Here is a 14,677-nt window from a genome sequence, read left to right on the forward strand (position 1 = left end):
GTCGAGGGCTTATCCAAATCAGTGAAGCACCAGCCGGTCAGCACGGCATATCGTTCGATCCAGTTTTCAGGGCGCAAGCCTTGAAGAAACACTTAGTTTTATATTCCCTGATAGCTCAGTTGGTAGAGCACTCGACTGTTAATCGAGTTGTCACAGGTTCGAGTCCTGTTCGGGGAGCCATATGGAGAGCTGTCCGAGTGGTCGAAGGAGCACGATTGGAAATCGTGTATACGTTAATCGCGTATCGAGAGTTCGAATCTCTCGCTCTCCGCCAGTATGGCCCGTTGGTCAAGGGGTTAAGACACCTCCCTTTCACGGAGGTAACAGGGGTTCGAATCCCCTACGGGTCACCATTTTTCTATTTCTACATAAGAGTTGGCTATAACGGCCATTCTATTTAGGAAGCTTAGCTCAGCTGGGAGAGCATCTGCCTTACAAGCAGAGGGTCGGGGGTTCGATCCCCTCAGCTTCCACCACTCATGTATTGGGGATTAGCCAAGCGGTAAGGCAACGGACTTTGACTCCGTCATTCTCAGGTTCGATCCCTGAATCCCCAGCCATTCATGAGCCATTAGCTCAGTTGGTAGAGCACCTGACTTTTAATCAGGGTGTCGAAGGTTCGAGTCCTTCATGGCTCACTTTTCACTTGCGCGTATGGCGGAATTGGCAGACGCACCAGACTTAGGATCTGGCGCCTTCGGCGTGGGGGTTCAAGTCCCTCTACGCGCATACTTGTTTAAAAACCTTGAGAAATCAAGGTTTTTTTCGTTGTTATCTATTCTTTTCAACATTCTTAAAATGAAGCAAAATCAACTACTAACCTTCAGGACATAGACAGGGTTCGGAAGGTTTCTTTTGACAAGACAAGTGAGAAACGTTATCATATTTACTATAATGATAATCGTTATCAGGGACTCGGAGCATGGCTCCGGTAGGAGAGAGGAGCATGCAGCATGGTTCGTTTAGTAACCAGCCAGCTTGATATAGCCTACGAGAAAAGGCAAATCGTTCGAGATCTAAATTTGAGCATTCCCCAAGGGAAGATTACTGCGCTCGTAGGCTCCAATGGATCTGGTAAGTCGACCATTCTGAAAACGATGGCGCGACTGATGTCACCCCAGAACGGCCAAGTGCTGTTGGACGGCAAGTCTATCCACAAGCAGTCCACAAAGGATGTGGCTAAGGAGCTGGCTATCCTTCCGCAGAATCCAACGGCTCCTGACGGATTGACGGTGCAAGAGCTCGTCTCCTACGGACGTTTTCCTTATCAGAAGGGGTTCAGCTCCATGCGTAAGGAAGATCGTGAGATTATTGCTTGGGCTCTGGACGCTACGAGCATGACCATGTTTGCCGACCGTCCTGTAGATCAGTTGTCCGGTGGACAGCGGCAGCGTGGCTGGATCGCAATGGCGTTAGCACAGGAGACGGATATCCTCTTCCTGGATGAACCGACAACTTTCCTGGACATGGCTCATCAGCTGGATGTACTTCAATTGTTGCAGCAACTGAATGCCAAAGAGAACAGAACTATTGTTATGGTCGTTCATGACCTTAATCATGCTTCTCGATTTGCCCATCACATGGTTGCGATCAAGTCGGGAACTGTGCTTGCAGAAGGCTCTCCCGTGGAAGTTATGAGACCGAAAGTGATGCGTGACGTGTTCGGTATAGAAGCTGATATCGTCAGCGATCCTCGTACTGGCGTTCCTCTTTGCCTTCCTTACGCTCTTGCGACAGGGGAACGGACAGTTGAGCGACCTGTACTGGATCTTGAGGGCGAATCACAGCGAGTACTGCAACCGGCGGGTGTTTAAACCGCCGGTATTTCTTTTTTGAGAGGGGCCTCAGGAATGGAGAGTGGGACGCAGGATATGCTGCATAGCAAGATAGGGCTGCTGAAGGAGATGCCAGAGGGTATCCGTATGCAGGCCACAGTTCGTGAGCTTGCGGGAAATCCAGAGACAGCATTGCTGTTCCTGAGCCGTTATGCAGAGCTGATTCCATCACCTTCAATAGAACCTGCGGCTACATACTTTCCATCCTGGATTCGCAGTATAACGGGAAGCGTTCATTATTTGACGGCTAGCGGTGCTGGCAGCGTCTCACTCGACCCTGAGGACTGGCAGATGGTGCTTTATAAACCAGAGGATGTCTCTTACGCGTCGATAGGCTTCATTTGTTCGTCAATCCGACTGGAGTCGACTCCGATCAGATTGGCTGCTGCAGAGAGGCAGGAGATGCTGGAGCAATTGTACGGCGGTTTGCTTTCCCCTATGTTCAAGGGCTTGGCTAGTGGTGCAGGAGTTCGAGTTACTGACTTATGGCGGCTTTTTGCGAGCAGCCTCAACAATACGAGAACCGGACTATTAGATGCAGTCTCGGCGGATAGTGAACTTAAGGAAGCGATGGAGCAGGACTTCAACTATGTAATGGGAGACATGTCAGGAGAGACGTTCGGTGAACGCCGCAATCCGTTGGCTATTCGTTTCACATTCATCGACAGCCCCTATAAACCCGGCACACAAATGGCGATGCGTGGTGCTTGCTGCCTTGCGTTCAAGACGGAATATGCCAAGTATTGCTATCATTGTCCTCGTCTGAAGCCGCAGGAACGCAACCGAATGTACGATGAAATTTGTGGCAGTAAATCTAGTTGAATTTTTTATAAAAAAAAGACTTGCATTCCTCGTCCGAGCCTGATATATTATTACTTGTCGCGTTGAACAAAACGTTCTTCAACAAGCGGAAGTGGCTCAGCGGTAGAGCATCGCCTTGCCAAGGCGAGGGTCGCGGGTTCGATTCCCGTCTTCCGCTCCATACGTGCCCGTAGCTCAGCTGGATAGAGCATTTGACTACGAATCAAAAGGTCGGGAGTTCGAATCTCTCCGGGCACGCCATTTTAATTACGGGATGTAGCTCAGCTTGGTAGAGCACCTGGTTTGGGACCAGGGGGTCGCATGTTCAAATCGTGTCATCCCGACCATTATTTTAACTTGCATGACTATGTGATCTGCGGGTGTAGTTCAATGGTAGAACTTCAGCCTTCCAAGCTGATAGCGTGGGTTCGATTCCCATCACCCGCTCCATAATCATAACTTTAAACCTTGCCTAGGCAAGGTTTTTTTGCATTTATTTTCACGCTTTAACACGCTGATTCGCCAAAAAATTACTGCCTCACAGTCTTCTATCCCCATCGGTTTTGTAGTATGATGGGAAAAGCGATTTGAAGTCACCTGTTAACGGGAAACACGCGCCTGGAGCTGCGTACGAGACGTTTGAGGGGGAACGGATTGAGGGTAATGGGATGTTTAAACTACCATTAGCCTTAACATTGACACCCGGGGATTCAGCGCCATGCTACCTATGCTTACGAATTGGTTCCTCCCGCCTTCGGGGAGTGAACTGGAGGAGGAACATAATGTCGGAACAGGCTGCAACTGCTCAAGCGACGACTCGCCCGCAATCGAACAACCTGCTGCGTCGCGACGTCAGATTTATGGGCAATATATTGGGCGATGTGCTTGTCCATCAGGGCGGCGAAGGGTTGTTGGAAGTGGTTGAGCGGATTCGTGAGATGAGCAAGGCGCTCCGCGCAGAGTTCGTAACCGAGCTATATGATGAGTTCAAGAAGACCATTACCACGCTGAGTCCTGACATCCGCCACCAGGTCATCCGGGCTTTTGCAATTTATTTCCAGTTGGTGAATATTGCCGAGCAGAACCATCGTATCCGTCGTAAACGCGACTATGAGCGTTCCGCCGGAGAAGGCGTACAGCCTGGCTCGATTGAGGCGGCTGTTCAAGTTCTGCATGAGCGGGGTATTCCCGTTGATGGCGTCAAAACGATGCTGGACGGCATTTCTCTTGAGCTGGTTATGACAGCGCATCCGACCGAAGCAACGCGTCGCGTTGTCCAGGATATCCACAAGCGTATCGCACTTGGCCTTATGGAGCTGGATAATCCAACGCTCACCTATCGGGAGCGGGAGAAGCTGCGTGAAGGACTGCTCAACGAAGTACAAATTTTGTGGCAGACCGACGAGCTGCGCGATCGCAAGCCGACTGTCATCGATGAGGTTCGCAATGGACTTTATTACTTTGATGAGACTCTGTTCGAGGTGCTTCCCAATGTCTATGGCGAGTTAGAGCGTTGCCTGGATAAGTACTATCCGCAGGAGCAATGGCATGTGCCGGCATATCTGAAGTTCGGCTCCTGGATAGGCGGCGATCGGGATGGCAATCCGTCCGTTAAGGCCAAGGTGACCTGGGAGACATTGACCCTCCACAAACAGCTGGCTCTGAGCAAATACGAAGCCATTCTGAAGGAATGGATGGATATTTTGAGCTTCAGCACCAACATTGTCGAAGTGCCTGCCGAGCTAATGGCTTCCATTCAGGAAGATCAGCATCGAGTTGAGCTACGTGGAGTCGACAAGTGGCGCAACACCAAGGAGCCTTACAAGGTTAAGCTTTGTTATATGCTGGAGAAGCTGTTCAACACGGCCGACGATTCCCTGCGAGGCAGCGCCAAGCGTTATAACAGCCCAGAGGAATTCAAGCAGGATCTGTTGCTGATCGATCGTTCCCTACGTGCCCATTTTGCGGATTATACAGCCGATACTCATGTTCGTAAGCTTATCCGTCAGGTGGAGCTGTTCGGCTTCCATATGGCAGCGCTGGATGTGCGTCAGCATTCTAGAGAGCATGAATTGGCTATGTCCGAGATCCTGGCCAAAATGCATGTCGTAGAAGACTACACCTCTCTTTCCGAGGAAGAGAAAATCTCTTTGCTGGACCGGTTGCTTAACGATCCGCGGCCGCTAACGTCCTCTCACCTGGAGTACACGGAATCCACGCGGGAGTGCCTGGATCTGTATCAGACGATCTATCGCGCCCAGCAGGAATTCGGCGAGAGCTGTATTTCCAGCTATCTAATCAGCATGACCCAAGGTGCCAGCGACATGCTCGAGGTAATGGTATTCGCCAAAGAGGTCGGCTTGTTCCGCCAAGAGGCGAGCGGTGCAGTGCGCTGCACGCTACAGTCGGTGCCGCTGTTCGAGACAATCGACGATCTGCATGCCGCCCCAGGCATCATGCAAAAGCTATTCGATTTGCCGCTATACCGCAAAGCAGTCGAGGCGCGCGGCAATCTGCATGAGATCATGCTGGGCTACTCCGACAGCAACAAGGACGGCGGGGTAGTTACGGCTAACTGGGAGCTGCGTTGCGCGCTTAACGATATTACCGAAACGGGTTCACGCAACGGCGTAAAGCTCAAGTTCTTCCATGGTCGCGGCGGCTCGCTTGGACGTGGGGGCATGCCTCTTGGCCGCAGTATTTTGGCTCAGCCTCCTCATACGGTTGGCGGCGGAATCAAAATTACGGAGCAGGGAGAAGTATTAAGCTCCCGCTACTCCATGCAAGGGATCGCTTATCGCAGTCTGGAGCAGGCCACCTGGGCGTTGCTGACAGCAGCGCGTCTGGCGATGCATCCGGAGCAGATGTCGGAGACTAAGCCAGAGTGGGATGAGATCGCCAAGGAGATTTCCGAGACGGCTCAGGAGAAATACCAAGATCTTATTTTCCGCGATTCGGATTTCATGGAGTTCTTCAAGGAGTCTACTCCTCTGTCCGAGGTGGGCGAGCTGAACATCGGTTCCCGGCCGGCTAAGCGCAAAAATAGCGATCGCTTTGAAGATCTACGCGCCATCCCTTGGGTATTCGCTTGGACGCAGAGTCGGTATCTGCTGCCGGCATGGTATGCGTCAGGTACGGCATTCCAGGCCTATGTGCAAGATGATGAGACTCGTCTTGGGACGCTTCGCGACATGTACAAGAGCTTCCCGTTCTTCCGCTCGCTCGTGGATAATCTGCAGATGGCGCTGGCCAAGGCTGATCTGCTGATCGCCCGCCAGTATGCAGGCATGATCAAGAACGAACAGGTACGCGACCGGATCTTCAATCTGGTAGAGCAGGAGTACCACTTGACGCTCAAACTGATTATGGACATTACCGGGCAAAATGAAATTCTCGATAATGTGCCGGTCATTCAAGAGTCGATCCGACTTCGTAATCCTTATGTCGATCCGCTGAGCTACCTGCAGGTGGAACTGCTAACCGAGCTTCGTCAGAAGCGTGAAGACGAAGAAGATGATACTCAGCTTCTTCGCGAAGTGCTGCTCACCATCAACGGTATTGCATCTGGCCTTCGTAATACCGGCTAGTTGAATAGATTTTATTTTCTCAAGGAAAGCCGCGACGCTCTTGCAGCGCGCGGTTTTTCTTTTGAATTCCACAGGCTGGTGATTGGGGTCTAGAGAACATACGTAAGATGACAGCCATCGTTTCATGTTCGGATGTTAATGATGCAGAAGAGCGCGCGATGTTGGAAGGATCTTGCTTTTTAAGTTCTCGTGGATTACCATTGCGCTAGACAGTTTCTGGTATCGGTGCTTCTCCCGGATGTTTTCCATAAGGTCAGTCCGGTTAGTCTGGAGGAATGAAAGCTGTGAAATCCATTGAAGCCAACTTGATCCGGCTCGCTCTCAAGGGAGATCAAAGAGCGTTCGCGGAGCTTGTAGGTATGTATCAAGACAAGCTGTACCATCTGGCATACCGGATGTTATACAATCGGCAGGAGGCCGAGGATGCTGTGCAGGAAACCTTCTTGCGCGTATTCCGCAACATGGAGCGGTATGATGATTCCATGAAGTTCTCCACCTGGATCTATCGCATTACGACCAATTTATCCATCGACCGTCTGCGCCGTCGCAAGCCCGGTTTCTCGCTCGATGCAGAGCTGCCGGAGCATGACGGATTGGACGGCTATTCGATGTTCGCGAGTGAGGATACTTCTCCCGAAGAGGAAGTGCTGCTGTCGGAGACGCAGCATATTATTCGCAATGCGATCGACACCCTTCCTCCGAAGTACAAGACGGTTATGGTACTCCGCTATTTGGAGGATCTATCCTTGCAGGAAATCGGTGATGTGATGGATATGCCGGTCACAACGATTAAAACACGCGTTCATCGCGGTAGGGAATTCTTGAGAAAAAAGCTGGAGCACAAATTATAATCCATGCTTCGGATAAAAAGTGAAACACCTTTCGCAGTTATACGTAAGTTATAGATAGACCCCTGGCATGAGCGACTTACTGGCCTAATCTGCCCATGCCGATAGAAGACGGGCAGGGCCTGCCTCTGTACCCTGAAGAAAGGACTGGCTGCCATGAATTGTAATGTCGCTATCGTCTGGATGCACGACTATATAGACGGCGAGCTTCCTCGCGAGGATGCCGTCACCCTCAAACAGCATCTAATTTCCTGCCCTGCTTGCAGAGCTCGATTCGATCAGCTGGAGAAAACGGAAGCTCTTCTCTCCTCGGTTATGGCTGAGCCAAAGGGACAGGCGATTTCGCCGGCCACTTCTGCTGCGTTAACCGCAAAGATTTTAAAACAAATTCCCTCTCCCGCTCGTCATAGAGATTGGACGGGATGGATTCGCAGACATCCTGCTGTAACGGCAGCAGCCGTGTTTGTTCTGGTTATGATGGCCAGTCTCGCACCTACAGTCAATAACGGATCCGAGCTGATCGTCAGAGGCGATGACCTTAAACAGGTCATTATCGACGGTCATACGGTTATCGTTCCGGAGGGCTCGCAGATCAATGGGAGTCTGACCGTAGAGAATGGTACGGCCGATGTACGTGGACAGGTGCAGGGCAGCGTGACCGTCATTGACGGATCGCTGCTGACGGCTTCCACGGCCCAGATCGCCGGCCAGACGCGTACGATTGACCAGCTGCTGGATCGTTTCTGGTACAAAGTGACTCAAACTTTTGGCAGTAAGCCTTAAGATGAGTTCAGCTCCCTGCGTGCAGGGAGCATTTTTTTTGCCTAAAAGGGATTTATGTTATGATACCTAGAAAAGAATAGGGTTATCTTAAAAGGATTATGTGAAAAGTCTTCGGTCATACATAGAGAAGGACCGCAAGCAGCGGCGGGGGTATCGGATATGAGTTTTTTCACCGAAATGACATGGCAAAACTGGATCCGGAACATTATCGACATCGGGATCGTCAGTTATATCATCTATAAATTGATTCTGCTTGTCCGTGGAACACGAGCGGTACAGCTGATCAAAGGCATTCTGTTGCTCGTACTCACCTGGGCGATCAGCACCTGGTTCGATCTCTATACGCTTAAGTGGCTGATGAACCAAATGTTCACCTTCGGCGTTGTCACAATCCTCGTTATCTTCCAACCTGAGCTGCGACGTGCGTTGGAGCAGCTTGGACGTGGCACGTTGTTTGCGCGCACCTCCTCGCTCGACCGTGACCAGCTCAATGAGCGCATCTCGGAGCTGATCAAGGCGGTTCAGTTCATGTCGAAGCGGAAGATCGGGGCTTTGATCGTATTTGAGCGGAGCACGGGATTGAGCGAGTTAATCGAATCCGGTATTAAGATGGAGTCGACCATCAGCTCGGAGCTGCTGATTAATATTTTCACGCCGAATACGCCGCTTCATGATGGAGCGATCATTATTCGCGGACCGCAGATCATGGCGGCTGCTTGTTACCTTCCTTTATCGGAGAATCCTTTTATAAGTAAGGAGCTAGGCACGCGGCATCGTGCAGCGATCGGTGTCAGCGAGGTGACCGACGCCGTATCGGTAATCGTATCCGAGGAGACAGGACAAATTACGCTCGCAGTAGGCGGCATGATTGTCCGGGACATTAAGGAAGAGTCGCTTATTTCCAAGCTGTTCGAGGAGCTTTCTCAACAGAACGGGCAGGCTGTGAAGCCTAAGTCCAAGTTCCTTTTCCGTAAAAAGAAAGAAGGGGATGCCAATGGATAAATGGCTGAGCCATCCTACGGCAGTCAAAATTCTGTCGGTCGTCATTGGCATATTGCTTTGGGCCGTTGTTCATTTTGACCCGGAGTCGACGCCCAATACGGTCACCTCTACAACGGAGACCAAAAGCGTCGACATGGTCAGCATCAAAACCGAAGGGCTCGATGAGAGCTCCTACGCACTCAAGCTGCTGGAGCCAAGTGTAGCCAGAATGATGGTGCGCGGCAGTCGATCGGCGCTGGCTTTTGCGGAGGATGACGATTACTCGGTAAGCGTCAATCTGAGCGGTAAAGGGCCAGGTACCTACACAGTTCCACTCACGGTGGGCAAGCTGCCTCGCGGGATCGAGCTTCTCACCGTATCTCCAGCCCAGGTTGAAGTCGTTATTGATCGTCTGGAGAGCGGCACTTTCGAGGCGGGCATCGTTACGCAAGGCAAACCGGCAGAGGCGTATGAAGTTGGCGCGCCGATCATCAAGCCGGGCAGTTCCGTGCAAGTCACATTGCCAGCTCAGGACCTCGCTAGGGTCGGTTCGGTGAAGGTTTTTGTGAATGTGGATGGCGAGCAGGAGACGGTTCGAGACAAAAAGGCGCGGATGATCGTCTTTGATAAGTCGGGCAATGAAATCCAGGGAGCGATATTGGAGCCGCAAACGCTGGATGTAGAGGTACCGGTCACGCTGCCAGGCAAGGCGGTCCCGCTGCAGATTGGAAATAAGGGCGAATTGCCCGATGGTCTCTCGCTTCAAGCAATCGAGACGCGCGTCAAGGAAGTTACGGTATATGGTAATCGAGATAAGCTGGAATCTGTCAATTTGCTCGCGGTCGAAGTGGATCTGACGCAGATCAAGGCATCCGGCGAGGTGGAGCTGGAGCTGCTGCCGCCAGAAGGAATGAAGGCGGTGGAACCGAGTAAAGTGAAGGTAATGGTCACACTCGCCTCCTCCGATGTCAGGACGCTGGAGGTTCCAATCCTGCTGGAGAATACCGGTAGCGGCCTGGACGCTTCGCTGGAGAAGCCAGAGGACGGCACGGCCAGCATCGGGGTGCGAGGCACTCCGGAAGAGCTGGCCAGCGTTAAGGTCGGCGATATTCGAGCCGTTGCCGATTTGCAGGATCTCAAAGAGGGCACGCATGAGGTGCGCCTGAAGTTGACATTGCCGAACTTTGTACAGGCTGCTGGTGAAGCTCCGCTGGTGACTGTGCGACTGACCGCGAGCGAGCCGGCTTCTACGCTGCCAGACCAGGATGGCGGGTCGCCTTCCCCAACTCCAACGCCAAGCAGTCCTCCTAATGGAGGAAGCTCGGATCCTGGTACTACGGAGGAAGAGCCTGGTGCAGCAGGTAATACGGGGGACAGCAATGGCGGGGGCGGCAACGATAATCCTGGCTGAGTTAACAATAGGCCAGCGGCGACAACGGGAATCCTAGCTGAGTTTACGATAAGTTTGGGGTGACAGCGGGAATCCTGACGGAGTTTGCGATAACCGCTCCGCCTGGGATTTTGCTCGGAACCTGTATGGGCATCTGCTGCGTAATATACTCTATTAAGCTTATCGCCACGGGCTATGGATTAACCCTGTATAGCATTAACAGCATCAACCCTTTATAATAAACACCATTCATCAACTAACACTTTTATCCAGTAAGTGCTTTTAACCACTAAATACCACACACAGAAAAGGGGCAGCATGAATTCATGGGCAAATATTTTGGAACCGACGGAGTACGCGGGGTAGCAAACCTCGAGCTGACGCCGGAGCTTGCATATAAAATTGGTCGCTGTGGCGGCTACGTTCTGACAGCGGGAGCACATAAACCAACTGTCGTAATCGGTCTTGATACTCGGATCTCGGGTCCAATGCTGGAATCCGCGCTTATCGCGGGTCTACTTTCCATCGGAGCGAGCGTTGTTCGTCTTGGCGTTGTCTCCACGCCTGCTGTAGCTTACTTGACCCGTTTGCTAAAAGCAGATGCTGGTGTCATGATCTCCGCTTCGCATAATCCGGTTGCGGATAATGGCATTAAGTTTTTCGGCGGGGACGGCTTCAAGCTGACCGACGAGACGGAGCTTGAAATCGAGCGCTTGATGGACGCTGAGACAGACGAGCTGCCGCGTCCAATTGGCGGCGACATCGGTACGGTAGAGGATCACAAGAGCGGTAAGCGGGAGTACCTCGACTTCCTGAAAACGACGGTTTCCTCGAAGTTTGACGGCCTTAAAATCGTACTCGACTGTGCCAATGGCTCTGCTTACGAGCTGGCGCCGCAAGTATTCCGTGAGCTTGGAGCGGAGATCATCACCGTCGGCGCAGAGCCTAACGGACGCAACATCAATGATGGCGTTGGTTCAACGCATCCGGAGTATTTGCGTGATGAAGTGCTGCGCCATGGCGCAGACTTCGGCCTGAGCTTCGACGGCGACGCTGATCGACTGATCGCGATTGACGAGAATGGCGAAGAAGTAGATGGCGACTTCATCCTCTGCATCTGTGGCGATGCCATGAAGCGTGCTGGTACGCTGAAAAACGATACCGTTGTTACAACGGTAATGAGCAACATCGGCTTTTTCAAAGCGGCGGAAGGCCTTGGCCTCGGTACGGCACGTACCGCTGTCGGCGATCGCTACGTTATGGAAGAGATGCGTCGCGGCGGTTTCAATCTGGGCGGTGAGCAGTCTGGCCATGTTATTTTCCTCGATTATAATACGACGGGAGACGGCATTTTGACCGCGCTGCAGCTGACAGATACGCTCGTAAAATCCGACCGCAAGCTGGGCGAGCTCAAAAAACTCATGCGTAAATATCCGCAAGTGCTCATCAATGTGCGCGTAGCTGACAAGTCGCTCTACAATGATAATGCAGCGATCCTCGCAGCAGTTCAAAAGGTCGAGCAGGAGCTTGGCGACAACGGCCGAGTGCTGGTTCGTCCGTCCGGTACGGAATCGCTTATCCGCGTCATGGCGGAAGGCCCGGACAAAGAGCAAGTGGCGGCATATGTCGATGAAATCGTGCATGTGGTTAAGGCCGAGCTTGGCTAGAATTACAGCGGTTTGAGTGGAATGTTGGCCTGAGCAGATTGGATGATCCGGTGTATATGGTGGGTATTCTGTAGGCTGCTGATCTGGACCAGGCGGAGATATTCGTTATGAGTCGTTTAGCCCAGGTTGATCCTGGGTTAAATGTCTTTAATGCTCTGGCCTTGGCAGCAGCAACTGCCGGGGATAATGGGCGGATTAAGAACGTATTTCCCACAAGTGGGGGTTGCGCTCTGCGTCTGCATTGAATAAGATAGAGGGTATTGTGATTCCAGCAGGAAAGGGAGGATCGAGGCAACACGAGTTATACAAAGCGCCAGAGCTTGCAACCATACAGCGTGGATTCACCAACGGACCTTCCGCTCCGAAGCGGGAGAGGTCAGATGAGCGGCTTTACGAGCTGCGTTCCGACAGATAGCCATAGGCAGCCAGAGGGCCATAGCCGAAGCTTGACGGAGCCATCGTTTCGCAAGAAACGATTGAACCTGACTACCGAAGCGCTGACGCAAGCTGACGAGGTGAAGGTGTTCGAAATTTCGGCGGGGACCTTCCGGTGAGCATGACATCGACAGCCATGACTGCAAAAGGACGCGGGCAACCGGTCCCACAAACAGATGGCAAGCATGCTGATATGAATTTCTTACGTATGGGGCGGGATAAGTTCAGCCTTATGCGATGATACTAGACCTAATTTAACTGCTTTTATATGCGTGTGTGAAGTCGCCTACAGAGGACGGCTTAACGGAGCGCGCCTTAAACCTAATTATGAGAGCGGGCAAGCCGCTTAAACGGATCGGATGCCTTGGCCCAGGGCCAAAGGCTTAATTGAATATTGCTCATTAGCCATGATTCAAGGCATCGGGACCGGAGCGGCTTGTGGCCGCATACGGAGGATTATTTCATTATGTGTGGAATCGTTGGCTATATCGGTAATCGGGATTCAAAGGAAGTTCTGATCGAAGGGCTCAAGAAGCTGGAGTACCGTGGGTACGACTCCGCGGGCATCGCCGTGTTTACGAACAATGGTTTGGAAATTCGCAAGTCCAAGGGCCGCATCGCGATGCTTGAGGATAAGCTGAAAAGCGAGCCGATCGAAGGCACTGTCGGCATCGGGCATACCCGTTGGGCCACGCATGGCAAGCCATCGGACGTGAACTCCCATCCGCATACCGACAACAGCTCCAAGTTCTCGGTTGTGCATAACGGCATTGTCGAAAACTATTTGGATCTCAAGGATGAGCTCGGCGCAAAAGGTCATGTATTCGTGTCGGAAACCGACACTGAAGTCATCTCGCATCTTATTGCGGATGAGTATGACGGTGATATTGTTTCTGCTGTACAGCGTGCGGTAAAAAGAATGAGAGGCGCCTATGCGCTTGGCGTTCTTACGGAATATGAGCCGACAAAGCTTGTAGCGGTGCGTTTTGCGAGCCCGCTTGTTATTGGCATCGGCGAGAACGAGAATTTTATCGGGTCCGATATCCCTGCTATTCTGGAATATACCCGCAATGTTTATATTTTGAACGATGGCGAAATGGCTGTTCTGACGCGTTCTGGTGTCGAACTGATGACGACTTCGGGCGACATTATTTCCAAGGAAATATTCCATGTCGATTGGGATCTTGTTACGGCAGAAAAAGCCGGATTCGATCACTTCATGCTGAAGGAAATCCACGAGCAGCCAAAGGCTTACCGCGACACAATGCTGGGTCGCATCAGCGATGACGGCAAGTCGGTTGAGCTGAAGGAAATCGGTATGACGACCGAGCAGATTCGCGGAATATCCCGTATTCACATCGTTGCTTGCGGCACGGCTTTCCATGCTGGACTCGTTGGCAAAACCGTCATCGAGAGCTTGGCGCGTATTCCGGTAGAGACGGATGTTGCTTCCGAGTATCGCTACCGCTCGCCGATCATTACGCCAGATACGCTAGTAATCGTCGTGAGCCAATCTGGTGAAACGGCCGATACGCTTGCAGCTCTCCGCGAAGCGAAGCGCAATGGCGCTCGTGTACTCGCGATTACGAATGTTGTCGGCAGCTCAGTAGCTCGCGATGCGGACGATGTAATCACGACCTGGGCAGGCCCAGAAATCGCGGTTGCTTCGACAAAAGGCTACTCTTCGCAGCTGATTGCCTTCTACCTTTTAGGTCTTTATTTGGCACAGGAACGCGGTACTGTGGAAGAGGCGAAAGTAGCGGAGATTGTTGCCGCTATGAACAAGCTGCCTGATCAAGTCGAAAGCATTCTGGAGCAAGCGAATGTGTTCAAAGGCGTGGCGGAGTCCATGTCGAAGCATGACAACCTGTTCTTCATTGGCCGCGGACTCGACTTTGCCGTCGCTCAAGAGGGATCGCTGAAGCTGAAAGAAATCAGCTACATTCACTCCGAGGCTTATGCAGCTGGTGAGCTGAAGCATGGTACGCTGGCGCTGATCGAAGATGGAGTTCCGGTTATCGCTTTGGTGACGCAGGAGGATCTCTACGAGAAAACGCTGAGCAACATCAAGGAAGTTAAAGCTCGCGGAGCTCATGTTCTTGGCGTAGCTAACGCCGGTTACGAAGGCGAAGTGATGAAGTCCGTCGACGAAGTATTCTCGATTCCGCGGACGCTTCCTCTGCTGACCCCGGCGCTGTCGGTTGTGCCTCTCCAACTGCTGAGCTACTACGCTTCCCTGGCCCGTGGTAATGATGTTGATAAGCCAAGGAATTTGGCGAAGAGTGTGACGGTGGAGTAGGGGGAAAGGAATTGTTGTACACCTTTGTTCAGTTACATTAAAGTTAGTGCC

10 protein-coding genes and 11 tRNA genes are annotated in these 14,677 nt (G+C 52.1%); all 21 read left to right on the plus strand.

Going from position 1 to position 14,677, the window contains the following annotated elements:
* The first annotated feature begins 104 nt into the window (after positions 1-104).
* The 21 genes from CGZ75_RS19505 (at position 105) to glmS (ending at position 14,626) form a co-directional block, all read left to right on the plus strand.
* Positions 105-180, plus strand: a tRNA-Asn gene (locus tag CGZ75_RS19505).
* A gap of 3 nt (positions 181-183) precedes the next feature.
* Positions 184-274: transfer RNA gene (locus CGZ75_RS19510), tRNA-Ser, on the plus strand.
* A 4-nt stretch (positions 275-278) separates the two neighbouring features.
* Positions 279-353 (plus strand) — tRNA-Glu (locus CGZ75_RS19515).
* Between the two features lie 47 nt (positions 354-400).
* Positions 401-476, plus strand: a tRNA-Val gene (locus tag CGZ75_RS19520).
* A gap of 9 nt (positions 477-485) precedes the next feature.
* A tRNA-Gln gene (locus tag CGZ75_RS19525) sits at positions 486-560 on the plus strand.
* A gap of 5 nt (positions 561-565) precedes the next feature.
* A tRNA-Lys gene (locus CGZ75_RS19530) sits at positions 566-638 on the plus strand.
* Positions 639-648: 10 nt separating this feature from the next.
* Positions 649-729: transfer RNA gene (locus tag CGZ75_RS19535), tRNA-Leu, on the plus strand.
* Positions 730-953: 224 nt separating this feature from the next.
* On the plus strand, positions 954-1,814 hold the full coding sequence (locus tag CGZ75_RS19540) for an ABC transporter ATP-binding protein (protein ID WP_089525986.1): 861 nt from the start codon (positions 954-956) through the stop codon (positions 1,812-1,814).
* A 36-nt stretch (positions 1,815-1,850) separates the two neighbouring features.
* A complete protein-coding gene (locus CGZ75_RS19545) occupies positions 1,851-2,657 on the plus strand; it encodes a hypothetical protein (protein WP_089525987.1) in 807 nt (268 codons plus the stop codon).
* Positions 2,658-2,742: 85 nt separating this feature from the next.
* Positions 2,743-2,817: transfer RNA gene (locus CGZ75_RS19550), tRNA-Gly, on the plus strand.
* 3 nt (positions 2,818-2,820) lie between these two features.
* A tRNA-Arg gene (locus CGZ75_RS19555) sits at positions 2,821-2,897 on the plus strand.
* A 9-nt stretch (positions 2,898-2,906) separates the two neighbouring features.
* Positions 2,907-2,983 (plus strand) — tRNA-Pro (locus CGZ75_RS19560).
* Positions 2,984-3,012: 29 nt separating this feature from the next.
* Positions 3,013-3,086, plus strand: a tRNA-Gly gene (locus tag CGZ75_RS19565).
* Positions 3,087-3,418: 332 nt separating this feature from the next.
* Entirely contained in the window at positions 3,419-6,223 is a 2,805-nt protein-coding gene (gene ppc / locus CGZ75_RS19570; RefSeq protein ID WP_089525988.1) for a phosphoenolpyruvate carboxylase, read from the plus strand.
* Between the two features lie 275 nt (positions 6,224-6,498).
* Entirely contained in the window at positions 6,499-7,074 is a 576-nt protein-coding gene (gene sigW, locus CGZ75_RS19575) for an RNA polymerase sigma factor SigW (protein WP_425436524.1), read from the plus strand.
* A 153-nt stretch (positions 7,075-7,227) separates the two neighbouring features.
* Entirely contained in the window at positions 7,228-7,854 is a 627-nt protein-coding gene (locus tag CGZ75_RS19580) for a zf-HC2 domain-containing protein (RefSeq protein WP_089525989.1), read from the plus strand.
* 159 nt (positions 7,855-8,013) lie between these two features.
* Positions 8,014-8,856, plus strand: a complete 843-nt coding sequence (gene cdaA / locus CGZ75_RS19585; protein WP_089525990.1) for a diadenylate cyclase CdaA — start codon at positions 8,014-8,016, stop codon at positions 8,854-8,856.
* Complete coding sequence (locus tag CGZ75_RS19590) at positions 8,849-10,246, plus strand: CdaR family protein (RefSeq protein ID WP_176444928.1); 1,398 nt, start codon at positions 8,849-8,851, stop codon at positions 10,244-10,246. Before cdaA ends, CGZ75_RS19590 begins: the two co-directional genes overlap by 8 nt.
* Positions 10,247-10,551: 305 nt before the next feature.
* Positions 10,552-11,892: a phosphoglucosamine mutase gene (gene glmM, locus CGZ75_RS19595; protein WP_089525992.1), complete on the plus strand. Its 1,341-nt coding sequence runs from the start codon at positions 10,552-10,554 to the stop codon at positions 11,890-11,892.
* Between the two features lie 380 nt (positions 11,893-12,272).
* Positions 12,273-12,446, plus strand: coding sequence for a hypothetical protein (locus tag CGZ75_RS25435; RefSeq protein ID WP_176444929.1), 174 nt, complete (start codon positions 12,273-12,275; stop codon positions 12,444-12,446).
* 347 nt (positions 12,447-12,793) lie between these two features.
* Entirely contained in the window at positions 12,794-14,626 is a 1,833-nt protein-coding gene (gene glmS, locus CGZ75_RS19600) for a glutamine--fructose-6-phosphate transaminase (isomerizing) (protein WP_089525993.1), read from the plus strand.
* The last annotated feature ends 51 nt before the right edge of the window (positions 14,627-14,677 follow it).

The sequence above is a fragment of the Paenibacillus herberti genome, assembly GCF_002233675.1.
GTDB classification, from domain to species: Bacteria; Bacillota; Bacilli; order Paenibacillales; family Paenibacillaceae; genus Paenibacillus_O; species Paenibacillus_O herberti.